Source organism: Acetobacter nitrogenifigens DSM 23921 = NBRC 105050, from assembly GCF_000429165.1.
In the GTDB taxonomy this organism is placed as follows: Bacteria; Pseudomonadota; Alphaproteobacteria; order Acetobacterales; family Acetobacteraceae; genus Acetobacter; species Acetobacter nitrogenifigens.
The window spans coordinates 265,187-281,225 of sequence record NZ_AUBI01000001.1 but is presented as its reverse complement, the minus strand read 5'-3'; the positions used below and the strand labels follow the sequence as shown (position 1 = coordinate 281,225).

General features: G+C 57.0%; 10 protein-coding genes. 8 read left to right on the top strand and 2 right to left on the bottom strand.

What is annotated here, in order from left to right:
- Position 1: 1 nt before the first annotated feature.
- Complete coding sequence (gene flhA / locus G442_RS0101305; protein ID WP_084440280.1) at positions 2-2,110, top strand: flagellar biosynthesis protein FlhA; 2,109 nt, start codon at positions 2-4, stop codon at positions 2,108-2,110.
- A gap of 449 nt (positions 2,111-2,559) precedes the next feature.
- Positions 2,560-3,333, top strand: a complete 774-nt coding sequence (locus tag G442_RS0101300) for a P-loop NTPase family protein (protein WP_084440279.1) — start codon at positions 2,560-2,562, stop codon at positions 3,331-3,333.
- Between the two features lie 181 nt (positions 3,334-3,514).
- On the opposite strand, the gene G442_RS25685 is transcribed toward G442_RS0101300, so the two are convergent.
- A complete protein-coding gene (locus G442_RS25685) occupies positions 3,515-5,626 on the bottom strand; it encodes a hypothetical protein (protein ID WP_146882075.1) in 2,112 nt (703 codons plus the stop codon).
- Positions 5,627-5,968: 342 nt separating this feature from the next.
- On the opposite strand from G442_RS25685, the gene pheS reads away from it, so the two are divergent.
- The 6 genes from pheS (at position 5,969) to G442_RS20320 (ending at position 14,718) form a co-directional block, all read left to right on the top strand.
- Positions 5,969-7,042: a phenylalanine--tRNA ligase subunit alpha gene (gene pheS, locus G442_RS0101290; RefSeq protein WP_026396528.1), complete on the top strand. Its 1,074-nt coding sequence runs from the start codon at positions 5,969-5,971 to the stop codon at positions 7,040-7,042.
- 3 nt (positions 7,043-7,045) lie between these two features.
- A complete protein-coding gene (gene pheT, locus G442_RS0101285) occupies positions 7,046-9,508 on the top strand; it encodes a phenylalanine--tRNA ligase subunit beta (RefSeq protein ID WP_026396527.1) in 2,463 nt (820 codons plus the stop codon).
- Between the two features lie 89 nt (positions 9,509-9,597).
- The gene (locus G442_RS0101280; RefSeq protein WP_026396526.1) at positions 9,598-10,746 is read left to right on the top strand and encodes an ATP phosphoribosyltransferase regulatory subunit; all 1,149 of its coding nucleotides are present in this window, start codon (positions 9,598-9,600) and stop codon (positions 10,744-10,746) included.
- Between the two features lie 113 nt (positions 10,747-10,859).
- Complete coding sequence (locus tag G442_RS0101270; protein WP_026396525.1) at positions 10,860-12,149, top strand: adenylosuccinate synthase; 1,290 nt, start codon at positions 10,860-10,862, stop codon at positions 12,147-12,149.
- Positions 12,150-12,253: 104 nt separating this feature from the next.
- The gene (locus G442_RS0101265) at positions 12,254-14,242 is read left to right on the top strand and encodes a serine/threonine-protein kinase (protein WP_026396524.1); all 1,989 of its coding nucleotides are present in this window, start codon (positions 12,254-12,256) and stop codon (positions 14,240-14,242) included.
- A complete protein-coding gene (locus G442_RS20320; protein WP_146882073.1) occupies positions 14,239-14,718 on the top strand; it encodes a hypothetical protein in 480 nt (159 codons plus the stop codon). Before G442_RS0101265 ends, G442_RS20320 begins: the two co-directional genes overlap by 4 nt.
- Before the next feature lie 397 nt (positions 14,719-15,115).
- On the opposite strand, the gene G442_RS0101255 is transcribed toward G442_RS20320, so the two are convergent.
- On the bottom strand, positions 15,116-15,964 hold the full coding sequence (locus tag G442_RS0101255; protein ID WP_051291788.1) for a Tim44 domain-containing protein: 849 nt from the start codon (positions 15,962-15,964) through the stop codon (positions 15,116-15,118).
- Between the last annotated feature and the right edge of the window lie 75 nt (positions 15,965-16,039).

The following is a 16,039-nucleotide window of genomic DNA, read 5'->3' as shown; positions in this document are numbered from 1 at the left end:
TATGATAATTTATAGAAATATTAATAAACTATTTAAAATTAAGAATATTACTTCTGGGGCGTGGAAACGGCTCGTTCCAGGAACGGACGTAGGGCTGGCGTTGGCGGTGACCGCTCTTTTGTCTATTTTAATTATTCCTCTACCCACGTTCATTCTTGATACCGGTTTATCTATTTCCATCACTTCGTCAGTTTTAATTTTGATGGTGGCACTTTTTTTAAAAAAACCATTAGATTTTACATCATTCCCAACACTGTTGCTTTTAACAACTTTGTTGAGACTTTCCCTGGAAGTTGCGACTACCCGCTTGATTTTGGCGCATGGAAGCGAAGGTGTGTATGCAGCGGGGCATGTTGTAGCCGCATTCGGTGGTTTTTTGATGGGAGGGGACGTTGTTATAGGTGGAATTCTCTTTTCAATCCTTCTTATTGTAAATTTTATGGTAATTACAAAGGGGTCTGGTCGCATTGCGGAAGTTGCCGCTCGATTTTCTCTGGATTCTATGCCTGGAAAGCAAATGGCTATCGACGCAGAATTAGCGTCTGGGGCGATCTCAGATAAAATAGCCCGTAAGAAACGTCGCGAATTGGAAGAAGAGAGTGGATTTTATGGTTCTATGGATGGCGCCGCTAAATTTGTGAGGGGTGATGCGATTGCAGGTTTGATTATTACTGCGATCAATATTCTTGGTGGGCTGACGATTGGTGTAATTCGACACGGGATGCCGCTGAGAGATGCTGCGTCGGCATTTACAACGCTAACTATTGGTGACGGTCTTGTGTCACAAATTCCGGCGCTGCTGGTTTCGACTGCATCCGGTATCGTGGTTACAAAAGGAGGTACTGAGGGAGGGGCTGATGTTACGTTGGTACGACAGTTAGGGGGGGGCTCGAAACCGCTTGCTCTTGCCGGAAGTGTTGCGATGATACTTGCGGTCATACCTGGTCTACCAACGCTCCCGTTCTTGGCTTTGGGAGGGATGTGTGGAGCGGCCGCATGGTCAAGATATAAGCGCCCGGTCAGTGAGGTCGAGGATATATCTTCGACCGCGCAGGTTTCTCTCACGTCCGTCGAGCCGCCGATAGCAGAATCCCTTAGAATTGACATGATTCGTTTGGAATTAGGTTTTGGCTTATTAGGTTTAGCTGGTGGAGAAAATCCACAGCTTGCGGAGCAAATCAAAATTTTAAGAAAAACAATCGCTACGGAACTGGGATTCATATTGCCATCCATTAGAATTCAAGATAATTTGCAGTTAAGTTCGGATAAATATTCTTTAAAGATTAAAGAAATTGAAGTTGGTGGCGGAGAGGTTCGTCCGAATCGTTTGTTGGTTATGAATTCCAAAGGCGGTATGCCTGATTTGCCGGGCGAAGAAACGAGGGAGCCAGCATTCGGCATTCAAGCAATATGGGTTGATGTTAGCTTGCGTGAGAAAGCTACCTTTAAAAACTATACAGTTGTTGACCCTGTTAGTGTTATTATTACTCATTTAAGTGAGTTAGTGCGCGAAAATATTTCGGATTTGCTAACATATTCAGAAATGCAAAAACTTCTCGACGAAATACCGCGAGATCAACAAAAACTTGTTTCAGATCTGATTCCGTCCCAAATATCGTTGAGTGCGGTGCAACGTGTAATGCAGGGGTTACTATCCGAGAGAGTCTCTATTCGGGACATTTCTGCGATCCTTGAAAGCATACAAGAGGGATGTGGTCAGGGCATGCGTTCTGTGTCGCAATTAACTTCACATGTTCGGACGCGACTGTGTAGACAAATTAGCGCGGCTTATACCGGGCCTAATGGTTATATTCCCTTGATTGCCCTAAGTTCGGAGTGGGAGGAGTTGCTTCAGGACAGCATGGTCGGCCCCCCAGATGATAGGCAATTGGCGTTAGCTCCCTCAAAATTGAATGAACTTATTGGTCGCTTAAAGGCTGTTTTGGATCAAACAGCTGGAGTGGGAGAGGTGCCTGTTTTGATTGTTGGCGGAGGAATTAGGACTGCTGTTCACGCTATATTGGAAAGATTGAGGTTGACGACTCCAGTCCTCGCTCAAACTGAAATTGCGCCACGTGCTAAAATAAAAACTATTGCAACAATTCGTTAAATTTTGTCCGTAATTTTATTGTATGATATTCTATTTGTATAGTTAATATTTTGTACTTAATGATTGGTGATTTTTTGAAAAATGTTTTTAATTCATGAGGCTTTTATTTTGAAGCGATTTTTTGTTAGACGGATAAAATTCGATTTCTTTGGGCGTCGATACGACGTGCCTAAAGCATAATTCGATCGGATGGAAGCGGTTGACCCGATAAAGAGGCTCTGGTTGTTCAATTGTGTGATTTTACTCCAGATCGTCCGAATGTTTTAGAAAGGTATATTTATAATTTTTTTATTATTAATAAGAAATGAAAAGTTCTGTATAAAATCCAGATTTCAAATTCGATTTAGTAATGTTTTAATAAAGTACAATTGCAGATTTTATGCAGTTTGGCATGAAAATTAAAGTCAATGAATTTCTGATACGAAATCAACAATGAATTCTGTGTCGTGATGTATGAGGTGTGTGTAGTGCGAAACGACGGTAAAGATTTAGAGATCTTAGAGAGATTACTGTGGCATGGTGTTCCAAAAATTTTGGCCTCAAATTTTAACCAGAAGTACCTACAGAGTTCTTTGTGTAATATAATATCATTTGGAAAATTTTCTTTTCTTCCGGGAAAATCCCCCATAGCTTTGGTGGGAGGCGCGGGCTCCGGTAAAACACTTACAGTCGTGAAGCTAGCAGCTCGTTTGAAAGCTGGTGGTGCTCAGCCGCTTGTCATAAGTGTGGAGCGTGCGATCTCGATTGGTGCTCGTGTATTACAGGCCCATATGACGCAACTGAACATTCAGTACTTTCATGCTATTGATGTTTCGAGTTTAAAGTTGATTTTACGTGAACGCAAGGATGGGCAACCTGTTCTAATAGATACCGAAGCGTTAGACGTTTATGGCGCTGACGCTCACGCTATTCTTGTTGAAATTCGCGCAATTGCGCGGGCGCAGCTATGTCTTACGCTTCCAGCTGGTATGGACGCTGAAGAGTCAGCTGATATAGCGGAGATATTTCAAAAAGCTCGGACCAAAATGATGATCGCAACTAAATTCGATCAAAGCCGGCGTGTTGGAAACATTGTTGCTGCCGCTGCATGTGGTTTGGCATTGACGGAAGCGGGCGTCGGTTCGAATATCGTAGAGGGATTAAGACGACTTACTCCAGAGTATTTGAGTTCGAGATTGCTTCATCAGGGTGATCCTGCTATGTTGGGGAGGGAAATATATTGATATTTTTCATAGCACAATCTTCAATTTAAGAAAAATTTTGTATGTTATGTAGGGAAAGGCGATCTATTGAGATGAGATATGTTTTTTAACTATGTCTTGTTAAAAGAATAAAATTATAATTGGGAGGCTCAGTGAGCGCGCTCAAAAGCGCGTTCTCACTGATTTTTTAATATTTATGGATTTAATGGTTTACAGTATTGCCTAGGGCGTCGGTCCAGTTTGATCCGTTCCACCATACGGGAACGCCTTTTGTGGCTGATGAATTCGATGTGGAGTAGCAATCGGTGCAGTAATCTTGATCGCCGACGGCTGCGCTGGATGAGGGCAAAGTAGAGTAAGTCACGTTCCCAGCGTTTATAGCTCCACTTGCGCGTATTTTTGCGGCAACCGCAATAATACCTGTGCTTCCTGTTGTAGAACTAATATGTATCGCACCGTCCGTGCCGCCGTAAAGTGAGCCTATCTGTGTTCCTTTTGTATTCGTGAACAGAAGTGATTTTCCAGATAATATATTCGCATCGGCACTAAACTGTGCGTTACCGGAACCATTTATAGCGAAACCGCAGATCTGATACCCGCATAGTGCGATGCCGTTCGGAAAATTACTCGGATTGAATTCCAAATGTTCTTGTATGGTACCATCCATGGCTAATGTCGGACTGGCATGGCCATCGACCTGTACGCCGAGACTTGTTGTGATATCGTTGTAGTCATTGGTGTTGGAGGTGTCATTTGTGTTGCGTGTATTCCACAGAGTCACTCTCATGTTGTGCGAATATGTAGGAAACGCTGAGTCAGCATCCCATCCCGGGCGATTGGATTGATCAAAATCGGCAATGACTGACTGCGAACCTGCCGCATAAGCCGGACCGCCATAACCAGCGGATGAAAAGGGGCGCGAGGAAATATTTGCCGAATACCACTCGCCCGCGATGTTGAGCATAGTTGCATTGCCGCCAGCGAGATCCATATCGTAACTGTCCGCTGTGGGCGACGTGTTTCCGCTATACGCTACGGTTATGCCGCGCATATATGCGGTGTTTCCAGTGGTGTCATTATTCCAGAGATCATATTCAATTCCTTCGCAGCTACGCACCTGATTGTTGGCGTTGCCGGTGGGATAGTTGATATCTCCGGGGGATGCGTTCGGAGTAGGGCCGGGGAGCGAGCATATGACGTTTTCGCCAAATGCTTTTGTGTAGACCCCAAACATGATCGCTGGCGCTTGAAAGTCAGACCATACGGTATCCAGGGCAGCGGTAGAGCCGTCTACAGTGCTTGTCCCGGGAATCTGGTTGGTTGTCGAAGCGGATGCGTTGAAAATACGCCAACCGTCGGTGCTGATTGCTGTTACGAGTCCTGCGGAGTTGGTCGTGTAACCTGTGAGTTGTCCCGCGTAGGTTTTGATATATCCGCTCGATGAGCCCAGTTCGTTGGTCATCATCCGTACGTGCGGGTGGTTGGTAATCCAGTTGGACCAAGATGCAGGAAGCGGATTTGCGAAGGTGGCGCCGGTCGCGGTGAATGTCGGCGTGTGCGTCAGGCCGTCCGGCGCTGTGACCGCGGCGCCGGTGGCGACGAAAATCGGGGAATTGGTTCCGGCGAAGGTGTAGCGCGCCACGGCGTCGAAATTGTCGTATGACGCAATTCCGCTCGCGCCGTCAGGTCCTACGCCAGCCTCCGAACCACGCATGTTCTCAGATTGCATGAAGACGCCATCAACCACCCCCATGTCGTCTGGACCATAGGGAACGTTGTGCACAAAGAGCGGAACTCCGTCGAATTCTTGCGACCCGCCGAGACGCAGATGCGTGGGAGGGAGGTAGTCGTCATACACTGCTGTTCCTGACGAGTCCGTTCCCATTTGCCACGGCTGGTTGGCCGCTATTTTGGGGTTGGCGTACTGTGTGCCAGTTCCGGAGTTTATCGCCCATGTCAGCGCGGAATTCCATCCGATAGTCGAACTGAGGGACGCAGCGGCTGATGTCGTCGAGAGCGGCGCAGTCACATTGCCGGAGGCGTCGAGTGTGGCGACCCCGCCTGCGGCGCCTTTTTGCGACAAGGGTATGGCCGCGTTGGCGCTGGCGTTGGCCTGCGTTGCCGTGCTCTGGGCCGTAGCGACGGCCGCGGCCGCCTGAGATTCGGCCGTAACCAGACCGCCGAGCGTCTGACCCGTCCCGGCGATAAGTGCGCTGGCGTTGATGGATGTGACTTGTAATGTCGAGGCCGCGCTGGCGGCGTCCGCAAGCGAAAGAAAAAGCGCCAGTCCTGCCAATGCGGGCGCGGCGCGCATTGATAGCGCCGTGGATGTCGTGAATTTCACAATATATCGGTATCTAAGAGGGGGCATCTCGTCGTCCATGATGTGCATTTCGGCTTCGCTTTCGGGACGTGCGGAAGGAGATCGCGAAACGCCAAAATCATACGCGTCCCGTTGACGGGCCCGGGGAGCGACGGTTGGCCACAAGGCTCGGGCGGCCCGACATATGCGTTTAGGCCGGTTGTGCCTGTCGCATGCTGGCGGCTGGCGCAGCCCGGCTTTTGGCTTCGGGGCTTTTCTCGGCGGCGCGGAGAGGCTATCCGCCCCTAGACACAGAACGAGGCCCGCGCGGGTCCACAGGCAAGCGAGGTCAGAATGAGCGACGACGTAGACACACTCCGTCAGGAATGTCTGGCTGCGCTTTCGGCCGCTTCGAACGTCCGGGACTGGGACGCGGTGCGCGTTGGCGTCCTGGGCAAGTCGGGCAGGTTGACCGAACTGCTCAAACAACTCGGCCGTATGGACCCGGAGGCGCGCAAAGCGGCCGGCGTGCGGCTGAACAAATTGCGCGACGAACTGGGCAAGGCGATCGAGGCCCGTGGGCAGGAAATCGAGGCCGAAGCGCTGAACGCGCGTCTGGCGGAGGAACGCGTTGACGTCTCCCTGCCTGTCGAGCTGACCGAACGCGGCGGCGTCCACCCCGTCAGCCGCGCCATTGAAGAAATCACCGCGATCTTCGGCGCGATGGGGTTTTCCGTCGCTGAAGGGCCGGAAATCGAGACCGACTGGCATAATTTCTCGGCGCTCAACACCCCGGCGCATCACGCCGCGCGCACTGATCAGGACACGTTCTATCTGCCGCCGTCTCCAGGCGGCCCGAATGTCGAGCGGGTCCTGCGTACCCAGACTTCGGGCGTGCAGATACGCACGATGCTCGGACAGAAACCCCCTATCCGCATCATCGCGCCCGGCCGCACCTACCGCGCGGATCACGACGCCACGCACTCGCCTATGTTCCATCAGTGCGAGGGGCTCGTGATTGATCGCGAGATTACGCTGGGGCACCTGAAAGGCTGCCTGATCGAGTTCCTGCGCGTATTCTTCGGCAAGCCCAATCTGCCGGTCCGTTTCAGGGCGTCCTATTTTCCGTTCACCGAGCCTTCGATGGAGGTCGATATCGGCTGGTCGCGCGCAACCGGCGAGATCGGCGAGGGCGAAGACTGGCTGGAAGTTCTCGGTTCCGGGATGGTCCATCCCCGCGTTCTTGCAAATTGCGGTCTCGACCCCAGCGAGTGGCAGGGATTCGCCTTTGGCATGGGGGTCGAGCGTCTGGCCATGTTGAAGAACGGTATTCCCGACCTTCGTTCGTTCTATGAAAGCGATGTGCGGTGGCTCCGCCATTACGGCGTCGATCCGCTGGCGCCGGCGATGCTGCACGAGGGGTTCTGATCGATGAAATTCACGCTCTCATGGCTGCGCGACCACCTGGACACGCGCGCCTCTGTCGACGAGCTCTGCCTGGCGCTTAACCGGATTGGCCTTGAGGTCGAGTCAGTCGAGCAACTTGGCGCGGCTTTGGCGCCGTTCCGCACGGCCCGTGTCCTTCAGGCCGTTCAGCATCCCAACGCGGATCGTCTTCGCGTGTGTCAGGTCGACGCCGGTCCCGGCATTGGGGAGGTGCAGGTCGTTTGCGGCGCGCCGAACGCGCGCGAGGGGATATCTGTCATCTTCGCGCCTCCGGGCGCTTACGTCCCTGGCCTCGACATCACCATCAAGGCTGGCAAAATTCGCGGCGAGACCAGCAACGGCATGCTGTGTTCGCTTCGGGAGCTTGGTCTGGGCGAGGACACGGACGGCATCGCGGAACTGCCTGCGGATACGCTGCCGGGCCAGTCCTATGCGGATTTTGCCAACCTGGACGACACAGTGATTGAGATCGCCGTGACGCCAAACCGTGGCGACGCGCTCTCCGTCCATGGCGTCGCCCGGGATCTCGCCGCGGCTGGCGTCGGGACACTCAAGACGTTTCTCGCAGAGACGGTTGAGGGCGTTTTCGCGTCTCCCGTCGAATGGGCGATCAGCTACCCCGAAGCCTGCCCGTGGGTGCTGGGGCGAACCGTTCGTGGCGTCAAAAATGGTCCCAGCCCGGATTGGCTGCGCGAGAAGCTTGAGGCGATCGGCCTGCGATCCATTTCGCGTCTGGTGGACGTCACGAATTTGCTGTCGATCGACCTCGGTCGGCCGTTGCATGTCTTCGACGTGAACCGCATCAAGGGCGGCGTGCTGACGGTTTGCCGGGGCGGTGGAGAAACGATCCGCGCGCTTGATGGACGCGACTATATCGTGAACTCCGATGACTGCGTGATCGCCGATGGCGCTGGCGTTCAGTCCATCGCGGGCATCATGGGCGGAGAGGCGACGGAAGTGACCGACGCCACCACCGACGTCTTCATCGAATGCGCTATCTTCGATCCTGTGAAAATTGCACTGAGCGGACGGCGGCTAGGAATCCACTCCGACGCCCGTCACCGCTTCGAACGTGGCGTCGATCAGGCGCTGCCGGTCGCGGCGCTGGAAGCGGCGACGCGCCTTGTCATTGACCTGTGTGGCGGCGAGGCGAGCGAGGTCGTATCGGCGGGTACTCAGCCCGAGTGGCGGCGAGAGGCCAGCTTGCGGTTCAGGCGCGTCGCCGAACTCGGCGGCCTCGCCGTGCCGCCTGATGAGTGCGTGACGATCCTTGGGCATCTGGGGTTCGAGACGTTGCGGCGCGATGAGGACAGCGTGACGGTCGCAGTTCCCTCTTGGCGCAACGACGTGGCGCAGCCGGTTCTGCTGGATCCCGATCCGGGCCTTTCAGCGGAACGACAGGCGGAGCTTGTCGCCAAAGTGGCAGCGATTGAGCCGGAATGCGACCTGATCGAGGAAATCCTGCGTATTAAAGGGCTGGAAAACGTCGCACCGGTCGCGTTGCCAGCGCTCTCGCCAGTGCCTGCTGCAGCGATAAGCCCTGCTCTGGGCCGTGTGGCGCGCGCTCGCCGCGTTCTCGCGTCGCGCGGGTTGATGGAGACCATCGGGTTTTCCTTCATCTCGCACGAAGAGGCGCTGCGTTTTGGCGGCGCGCCTGAAAGCCTGCGCCTGCTCAACCCGATTGCGGCGGATCTGGACCAGATGCGGCCGTCTCCGCTGCCCGGACTTCTTTCGGCGGCGAAGCGTAATGCTGCTCGCGGATGGCCAGACGTCGCACTATTCGAGATTGGCGGCGCGTTCGACGAGAGCGGGCAAGCGACGGTCGCGGCTGCGTTGCGTGCTGGCCGTACGCCTCGCGCGCCCGGCGGCGGCGGCTTGCCGATGACTTTCGCTGAGGCCAAGGCGGATGCTATCGATCTTGCTCTCTCGCTCGGTGTGGCGGCGGAAGCGCTGACGACGACGGCCGATGCGCCGTCCTATTATCATCCGGGTCGTTCCGGCGCGCTTCGCCTTGGTCCGAAGGCTGTGCTCGCCTGGTTCGGCGAGTTGCATCCGTCGGTGCTGAAAGAGGCGGGCGTCGACTTCCCCGTCACGGCCTGTGAGGTTTTCCTCGATCGCATCGCCGATCCGAAGCGTCGCCGCAAAAACGCTCCGGCGTTGTCGCCGCTCCAGCCCGTCCGTCGTGATTTCGCTTTCCTTGCCGACAAGGAGACGGCGGTGGAGAGCGTTCTGCGCGCCGTGCGAGGTGCAGAGCGGAACCTGATCGTGGGCGTGTCGCTTTTCGACGTCTATGAAGGGCCGAAAGTGCAGGAAGGATCGAAATCGGTTGGCGTCGAAGTGACGCTTCAGCCGCGTGATGCGAGCCTGACCGATGCGGAGATCGAGGCTGTCGCGGCCCGGATCGTTGCTGCGGTCGCCAAGGCGACGGGCGCGACGCTTCGCTCCTGAGCCCCACTGCCCGCTGCCGCCCGCCATATCATCCTGGTCGGGCGCGCCTCGGGCATGACGTTTTCCTGATGCGGTGATATGACCCCGGCATGACGTTCGATCCGCCCCTATCCCCGGCGCTGCTCCCCGCCGGGTTCGTCGATCTCCTGCCTCCTGACGCCGAAGCGGAAGCAGAGGGCACGGAGATTCTGCTCGCCGTGTTTGGTGGGCATGGATACGAGCGGGTTGCGCCGCCTTTGCTGGAGTTCGAAGACTCCCTTCTGACCGCCTCAGGCGCCGCCGTGGCTGATCAGGCGTTTCGCCTGATGGACCCGGATACGCGGCGCATGATGGCGCTCCGACCGGACATTACCCCGCAGATCGCCCGCATCGCGGCCACCCGTCTCGATGGCGCTCCGCGCCCGCTTCGCCTTTCTTACGCCGGGCAGACGGTGGTTGTCGGCGGCGGCGTGGCGGGACAGAGCGAGCGCCAGATCGGGCAGGCCGGGATCGAGTTGATCGGTCCGGACAGCCCGGCGGCCGATGCAGAGGTCGTCAGCGTGGCGGCTGAGGCGCTTGCCCGACTTGGCGTGCCGGGCGTCTCTTTCGACCTTACGATGCCGCTTCTCGTTCCGTCGCTGATCGACGGACTTGGGTTGAGCGCGGCGACGCGGACGACGCTGATGCATGCGCTTGATCGCAAGGATGCGGCCGCCGTGGCGCGTTACGCGGGATCGGCCGCCGACACGCTCATCGCCCTGCTCAGCGCAGCAGGGGAAGCCGATCAGGCGCTTGCCGCTCTGGACGCAGCGTCGTTGCCTGCGACGGCGCGGGCTTACAGCGAGCGTCTGAAAGCGTCCGTTGAAGCCGTTCGCGTGCGATCGCCGGAGCTGCGCCTGACGGTGGATCCCGTGGAGTTTCGCGGGTGGAAATACCACACCGGCGTTTGCGTCACGGTGTATGCAGCCGGTTCGCGCGAGGAGTTGGGGCGCGGCGGGCGTTACCTTTGCAACGATAATGAGCCGGCTTGCGGTCTGACCTTTCGTCCGGGGGCGCTATTTCGCGCAGCGCCGCGCAGGGCGAGGCCTGATCGTGTCTATCTTCCTTTTGGAACGGATTCCGCCTTCGCGCAGGCAGTGCGAGAAGGCGGGCGGGTGACTGTAGCGGCTCTTGAGCCCCACGACCGCCCGGAAGAAGAGGCCCGGCGTCTGTCCTGTTCTTATGTCGCGCGAGACGGTAACCTGTTGCCGATCGCCTGATCCCTTTCATTCAACCCTGTTGCGGCTTATCGTCGGCGTCTCTCCAGACCTCGGCGACGCCGGTATCCACCCGACCCTGAAGGGACGGGAGCACATCGCGGAGAAACTGCGTCATGTCCAATGTCACCGTCATCGGCGCCCAGTGGGGTGACGAAGGAAAAGGCAAGATCGTCGATTGGCTGGCCAGCCGCGCCGATGTCGTCGTGCGCTTCCAGGGCGGTCACAACGCTGGCCATACGCTGGTGGTCGGGGATCAGGTCTACAAGCTGTCGCTGCTGCCGTCGGGGCTGGTGCGCGGCAAGATGGGCGTCATCGGCAACGGCGTCGTCGTCGATCCTGAAGCGCTGCTGACCGAGATCGACCGGGTGACCGCGCAGGGACTGAACGTCACCCCGGAAACCTTGAAGATCGCGGAGAGCGCGCCGCTGATCCTGCCCGTGCATGGTGCTCTCGATCGTGCGCGTGAGGCGGCTCGTGGTGATCGCAAGATCGGCACCACCGGGCGCGGGATCGGCCCTGCGTACGAAGACAAGGTGGCGCGCCGCGCGATCAGGCTTTGCGATCTGGCTGAACCTGAGACGCTGGACTGGAAGCTCGACGAGCTTCTGCTGCATCACAACACGCTTCTCGCAGGGCTGGGCGCCCCGACCTTTGAAAAGGCCGATCTGATCGCACATCTTGAGCGCCTCACGCCTCGGGTTCTGCCGTTCATGGCGCCGGTCGCGGATTTTCTTGAAAGCGAACGGAAGGCTGGCCGTCGGATCCTGTTCGAGGGCGCTCAGGCGGTCATGCTCGACGTCGATCACGGCACATACCCGTTCGTCACCAGTTCCAACACGGTCGCTTCGAACGCCGGCACGGGCTCGGGAATGGGACCGTCTGCGGCAGGTTTCGTGCTTGGCATCGCCAAGGCCTATACGACGCGCGTGGGCGAGGGGCCGTTTCCGAGTGAGCTGCATGACGATATCGGTCGTCGGCTCGGAGAGCGTGGACATGAATTCGGCACCGTGACAGGCCGTCCGCGTCGCTGCGGCTGGTTCGACGCCGTGCTTGTTCGTCATGCTGTTCGCGTTGGCGGGGTCGGCGGCCTTGCCCTGACAAAGCTGGACGTGTTGGACGGGCTGGAAGAAATTCGTGTTTGCGTCGGCTATGAACTGGACGGCGAGGTCATTAACCGTTTCCCGCCCGGCTCAGCAGCGCAGACGCGCATAAAGCCTGTCTATGAGACGATCGAGGGGTGGGCTGGTTCGACGAAGGGCGCCCGGAGCTGGGTGGATCTTCCGGCGCAGGCTGTGAAATATGTTCGTCGTATTGAGGAGCTGGTCGAGGCTCCGGTGACGTTGCTCTCGACCAGTCCCGAGCGCGACGACACGATTCTGGTGCGCGACCCGTTTGACGCATGAAGTAATGCCCGGGTGAACGTTGCGGCGTTTGCTCCGTAGCATAAGCACTCTGTTAAGATCGCCGCCTTACAGTCCATCGCGTTGTTAAAGACGCGAAGGGCAGTATGGCGGAGGACGACTTTAGCCCAGATACAGGCGACGGCCGTAGCGCCGATTCCGATCGCATCACAGTTGAAGATCGCTATGTGATCGACGCCACTCGGCGTCTGCCCGATCTGGCCGGGTGTCCGGCTTATGCGGTCAAAGATGCACTTTCCGCACAGGCGACCCTTGTCGCGCTCGCTCCACCGGCCTTTCAGCCAGCCCGCGCCGAAGCGTCACAGATGGCGCGCGTCCGCTCGCCCCATCTTCTCGCGGCCCATGCAGTGGATGAAGCCAGCGGTTCGATCTGGATAATTTGCGACGCACCGAACGGGGCGCCGCTTTCGCAGAACACGGGCTGGTCGGAAAGCGCGCTTCTCGAACGGGTGATACAGCCCATCGCCGCGGTTCTTCATGCATATAACGCTGCGGGAATAACGCACCGGGCAATTCGGCCTGATAACGTCTTCGACCCAGGGGGGCGGGCGCCCGTAAAGCTGGGACCTGGCCTCGCCGCTCCCCCTGCATTCCTTCAGCCAGGCCAATTCGAGCCACTGTCATCTTTGCTATGTTCTCCGGCTGCACGTGGGGCGGGCACGATCGCGGATGACGTATTTTCACTGGGCGCTCTTTCGGTCTGGTTGCTCGGGGGAGGCAGCGGCCTTCAGTCTCCGACGCACCCAGACACCAATATAGAAGAGCGTATTCTTCGAGGAAGCTTCGACGTCCTTGCCGGTCATCTTTCTCTTTCGCCCGAAGTCGCCGGGCTGCTGGCCGCGATGCTGGCGGATGACCCGGACGCCCGTCCGGCGCCAGCGGATTTATTGAATGTTTCTGAACGGAAAGCTTTCACAGCACGAAAGCAGGTTTCAGCAGACGCCCCAATTCGTGTGGGGTCGGCGCAGGTGCGAACGACCCGCGCGTTGGCGTGGCATGGCGCTCGGAATCCTATCGCGCTAGCCAATCTCGTGCGGCGCGGTGTGATTGAGCGCTGGTTGACGCATGAACTCGGGTTGACGGCGGTTGCCGCTCGGATGACCGCGATAGGCAAGGAACTGACGATGACGGAGGATGCCGCCCCGTCGCCTTCTGTCTTGATGGAGATCATCGCGGTTCTTGATCCGAGCTTGCCGCTGCACTGGCAAGGTGAATGGTTTTGGATAGACGCCATCGGCATGATTGCAACTGCTTCACTCATGTCCGGTGGTGTGCAGGCCGGCCCTGAATTTCCGAGACTGATACTGGAGGCGGCTCAGGCAGGTGGCCTATTGCGCTTTGCGCAAGCGACTTCGATTACGGGCCAAAATATTGCCGCGCAGACTGTGCACGCAGCCCTGCACAATGGGCGCGTGGAGCGAGTGGCCGATATTGGCAGGCTGACTTATTTGCTCAATCCCGGTCAGTCCTGTCTATCGCCGGATTGCGCAGGAAAGCGACTGTCGGCCGCGTGGGCGCTCTTGCAATGGTTAAATGGTGAATTCACACCGACGACGTCTGGGACGAGAGGGCTTCTTGATCGCCAGATGACCGCCTTCCTTTTGGCCCGGGGAGATCGTAGCGGCCTGATTGAGCAGTTCGGGAACGAAAGCGGCGATGGCTATTTGCCTTGGTTGAAGGATTTGGCTCTTCTCGCTCAGATGCAGTCGAGATACCAGACCGGGCCTCTTTTAGGGGTTGCACGAAAAATTCTCCCGCATCTGACGCCATCTCTGAAGTTGTGGCGCAATCGGACCACGCGAACCCGGCGTGGGGAGGAACTGGCTGCTGCTGCGGAAAGCGGAGATCTTGCGCGTATGGCGGAGGTTGTTGTGGATCCGCGCTCGGTCGCGAAAGATCGCTCGGACTGGCTCGTCGCTCAAAACGAAATGCGTCGCTTGACGCAGGAGCAGATCGCATTGGGAAAAAAACTGCCTGATGTGTCTCCGACACTTCGCGCGGAAATGCTGCAGGTGGCGACGGCGCTGGGCGCTCTGGCAGCTATTGGATCGCTGTGTCTGGAAGTTATATCGTGACCGTTGCGGCCCGGATGGGGCACTCCATGAAATGGGTCCATGGATTGGCCTGCGGCGCGGCGCTCGCATGGCTGCCGGGCTATTTACTCCTGGCGGTGGTTTTGTTTCTTCCTCTGATTGTAGCGTATTTTTTTGATCGATCGCAGAATCAGGCGCTCGTGAGGATGATGTTGCCGTATGAATTCGCGGCGGCAATCAGTCCCATGTACCAATTATGGCTTTCAGAGGGATCGGTCGACACGGCGCTTCGTCTTTTGACGGACCCTGTTGTGCCAATTACAGCGTGGTTGTCTGCCGGATTGGGGTGGTTCGTTCTGGAAGCGGCTCTGCTCGTCGCCAAGCTATCGAAGCAATACAGTTTCAATAAAGAAAAAAATGAAATTACCCGCCGTCTCAAAGAAATTGCTGACGAGTGGGACCATGATCCTCCGCCTTCGGAAGTCGGGGGCGCCAAGTCGGAATTAGGGCGTAGATAATTTTCAAGGCAAGGATCTGGATATGCCCGCGCGGAAAGCGGAATACATGTTGGCGTGACATGGCGCGGTGAACTGAACGTAGGAGTTTTTCTGAGTAAAATCTCTTATCAGAGACGGGACGTCCGGGAAGATAAAACGCGTGACCGTCTACGCCTGGAGTTCGCACCCGAAAGCTTTATCTTCCGATGCATTGTGGTCTTCAAATGTTCAAAACGAAAACTATTGAAGCAGTGAGCGACGACAGCTTGCAGGATCGCCGCAGCCCCGCAATCAGGGACCTTAAGCGGCAAGCTATCGCTGCAGATAGATGTAAGGCCGCCAGAGTCTGAAGAGATAAGGCGCGCCGAACTTTAACAACTATCCTGCCAATTGTGGGTGGCAGGATAAGTGCAAAAAATTACCGTGTTTGTTGAATCGCCGACAGAAGCCATGCGCCGCCGCGTGACGGTCGAATGAATGTCCAGAGTTCGGTCAACGTCACCGGTTCAGTCGAACTGCCTTCGACTACACGTCCGGTCATATCCGTCGTAAGATCGATCAGGCTGTAGCGCATCGCTACGGTGGCGTAATCGTACCCGTTTTCCGACCATGCTTCGGCCAGATCGCCCTGAATGAATTGGACGTCAGAGACGATATTGCGCTCGCCACGGCTGGTCAGTCCGCTGAGTTGCTCGTTGAAATACCCAACCATTTCGGGCGTCGCCATACCTTGCAGCGCACGAATATTCTGCTGACTCCACGCAGATTGAATGTTGAGCAGCAGTCTTTGGAAGGCCTGATAATCCTCGGAGCTTATCTGGAGAGGCGCGCTGCCACCGTTCCTGGTCGCTGAGAAGGGGGAGGCGCCGAAAGGGGACGGCGCCGAAGCACGACGACTGACAAACTTCCTGAACAGCCAGCGCACGATGAGCGCTATTACGGCGATCTGGAGGAGAAACCAGATAAAGCTGAAAAGGCCGTGGATTCCACCGAAGAAACCGTGGCCTGTGATCAGACCGAACAACCCTGCGCCGAGCATCCCGCCCGCAAAAGCGCGCAGAAACGGGTGTCGCATGCCCATCATTGAGGACGCGCCGCTCCTGTAGGGCGCGCCGTAGCCAGGAATGGCGGAACCGGGGGAGGCGGGAGGCGCAATGGTGCGGTCCATAGGCATGGCCCCCGACGGCGCCGTGCGGGTCGGCGCGGGCGCGGACCAGGTCCTGCCGCCTCGACTTCCCATTGATCCGCCGCCGCCCGGACGCGCCATTGACGGTGAGATGGACACCAGAACGAGAAGCGCTGCCGCGAGGGCGGAACTGCGGCGGGAAAAGGCGAACAGTGG

What these genes read in the sequence shown, in the direction of transcription:
- flhA (WP_084440280.1), top strand. Translation starts at nt 2, where the DNA reads ATGATAATTTATAGAAATATTAATAAACTATTTAAAATTAAGAATATT.
- G442_RS0101300 (WP_084440279.1), top strand. Translation starts at nt 2,560, where the DNA reads ATGTATGAGGTGTGTGTAGTGCGAAACGACGGTAAAGATTTAGAGATC.
- G442_RS25685 (WP_146882075.1), bottom strand. Translation starts at nt 5,626, where the DNA reads ATGCGCGCCGCGCCCGCATTGGCAGGACTGGCGCTTTTTCTTTCGCTT.
- pheS (WP_026396528.1), top strand. Translation starts at nt 5,969, where the DNA reads ATGAGCGACGACGTAGACACACTCCGTCAGGAATGTCTGGCTGCGCTT.
- pheT (WP_026396527.1), top strand. Translation starts at nt 7,046, where the DNA reads ATGAAATTCACGCTCTCATGGCTGCGCGACCACCTGGACACGCGCGCC.
- G442_RS0101280 (WP_026396526.1), top strand. Translation starts at nt 9,598, where the DNA reads ATGACGTTCGATCCGCCCCTATCCCCGGCGCTGCTCCCCGCCGGGTTC.
- G442_RS0101270 (WP_026396525.1), top strand. Translation starts at nt 10,860, where the DNA reads ATGTCCAATGTCACCGTCATCGGCGCCCAGTGGGGTGACGAAGGAAAA.
- G442_RS0101265 (WP_026396524.1), top strand. Translation starts at nt 12,254, where the DNA reads ATGGCGGAGGACGACTTTAGCCCAGATACAGGCGACGGCCGTAGCGCC.
- G442_RS0101255 (WP_051291788.1), bottom strand. Translation starts at nt 15,964, where the DNA reads ATGGCGCGTCCGGGCGGCGGCGGATCAATGGGAAGTCGAGGCGGCAGG.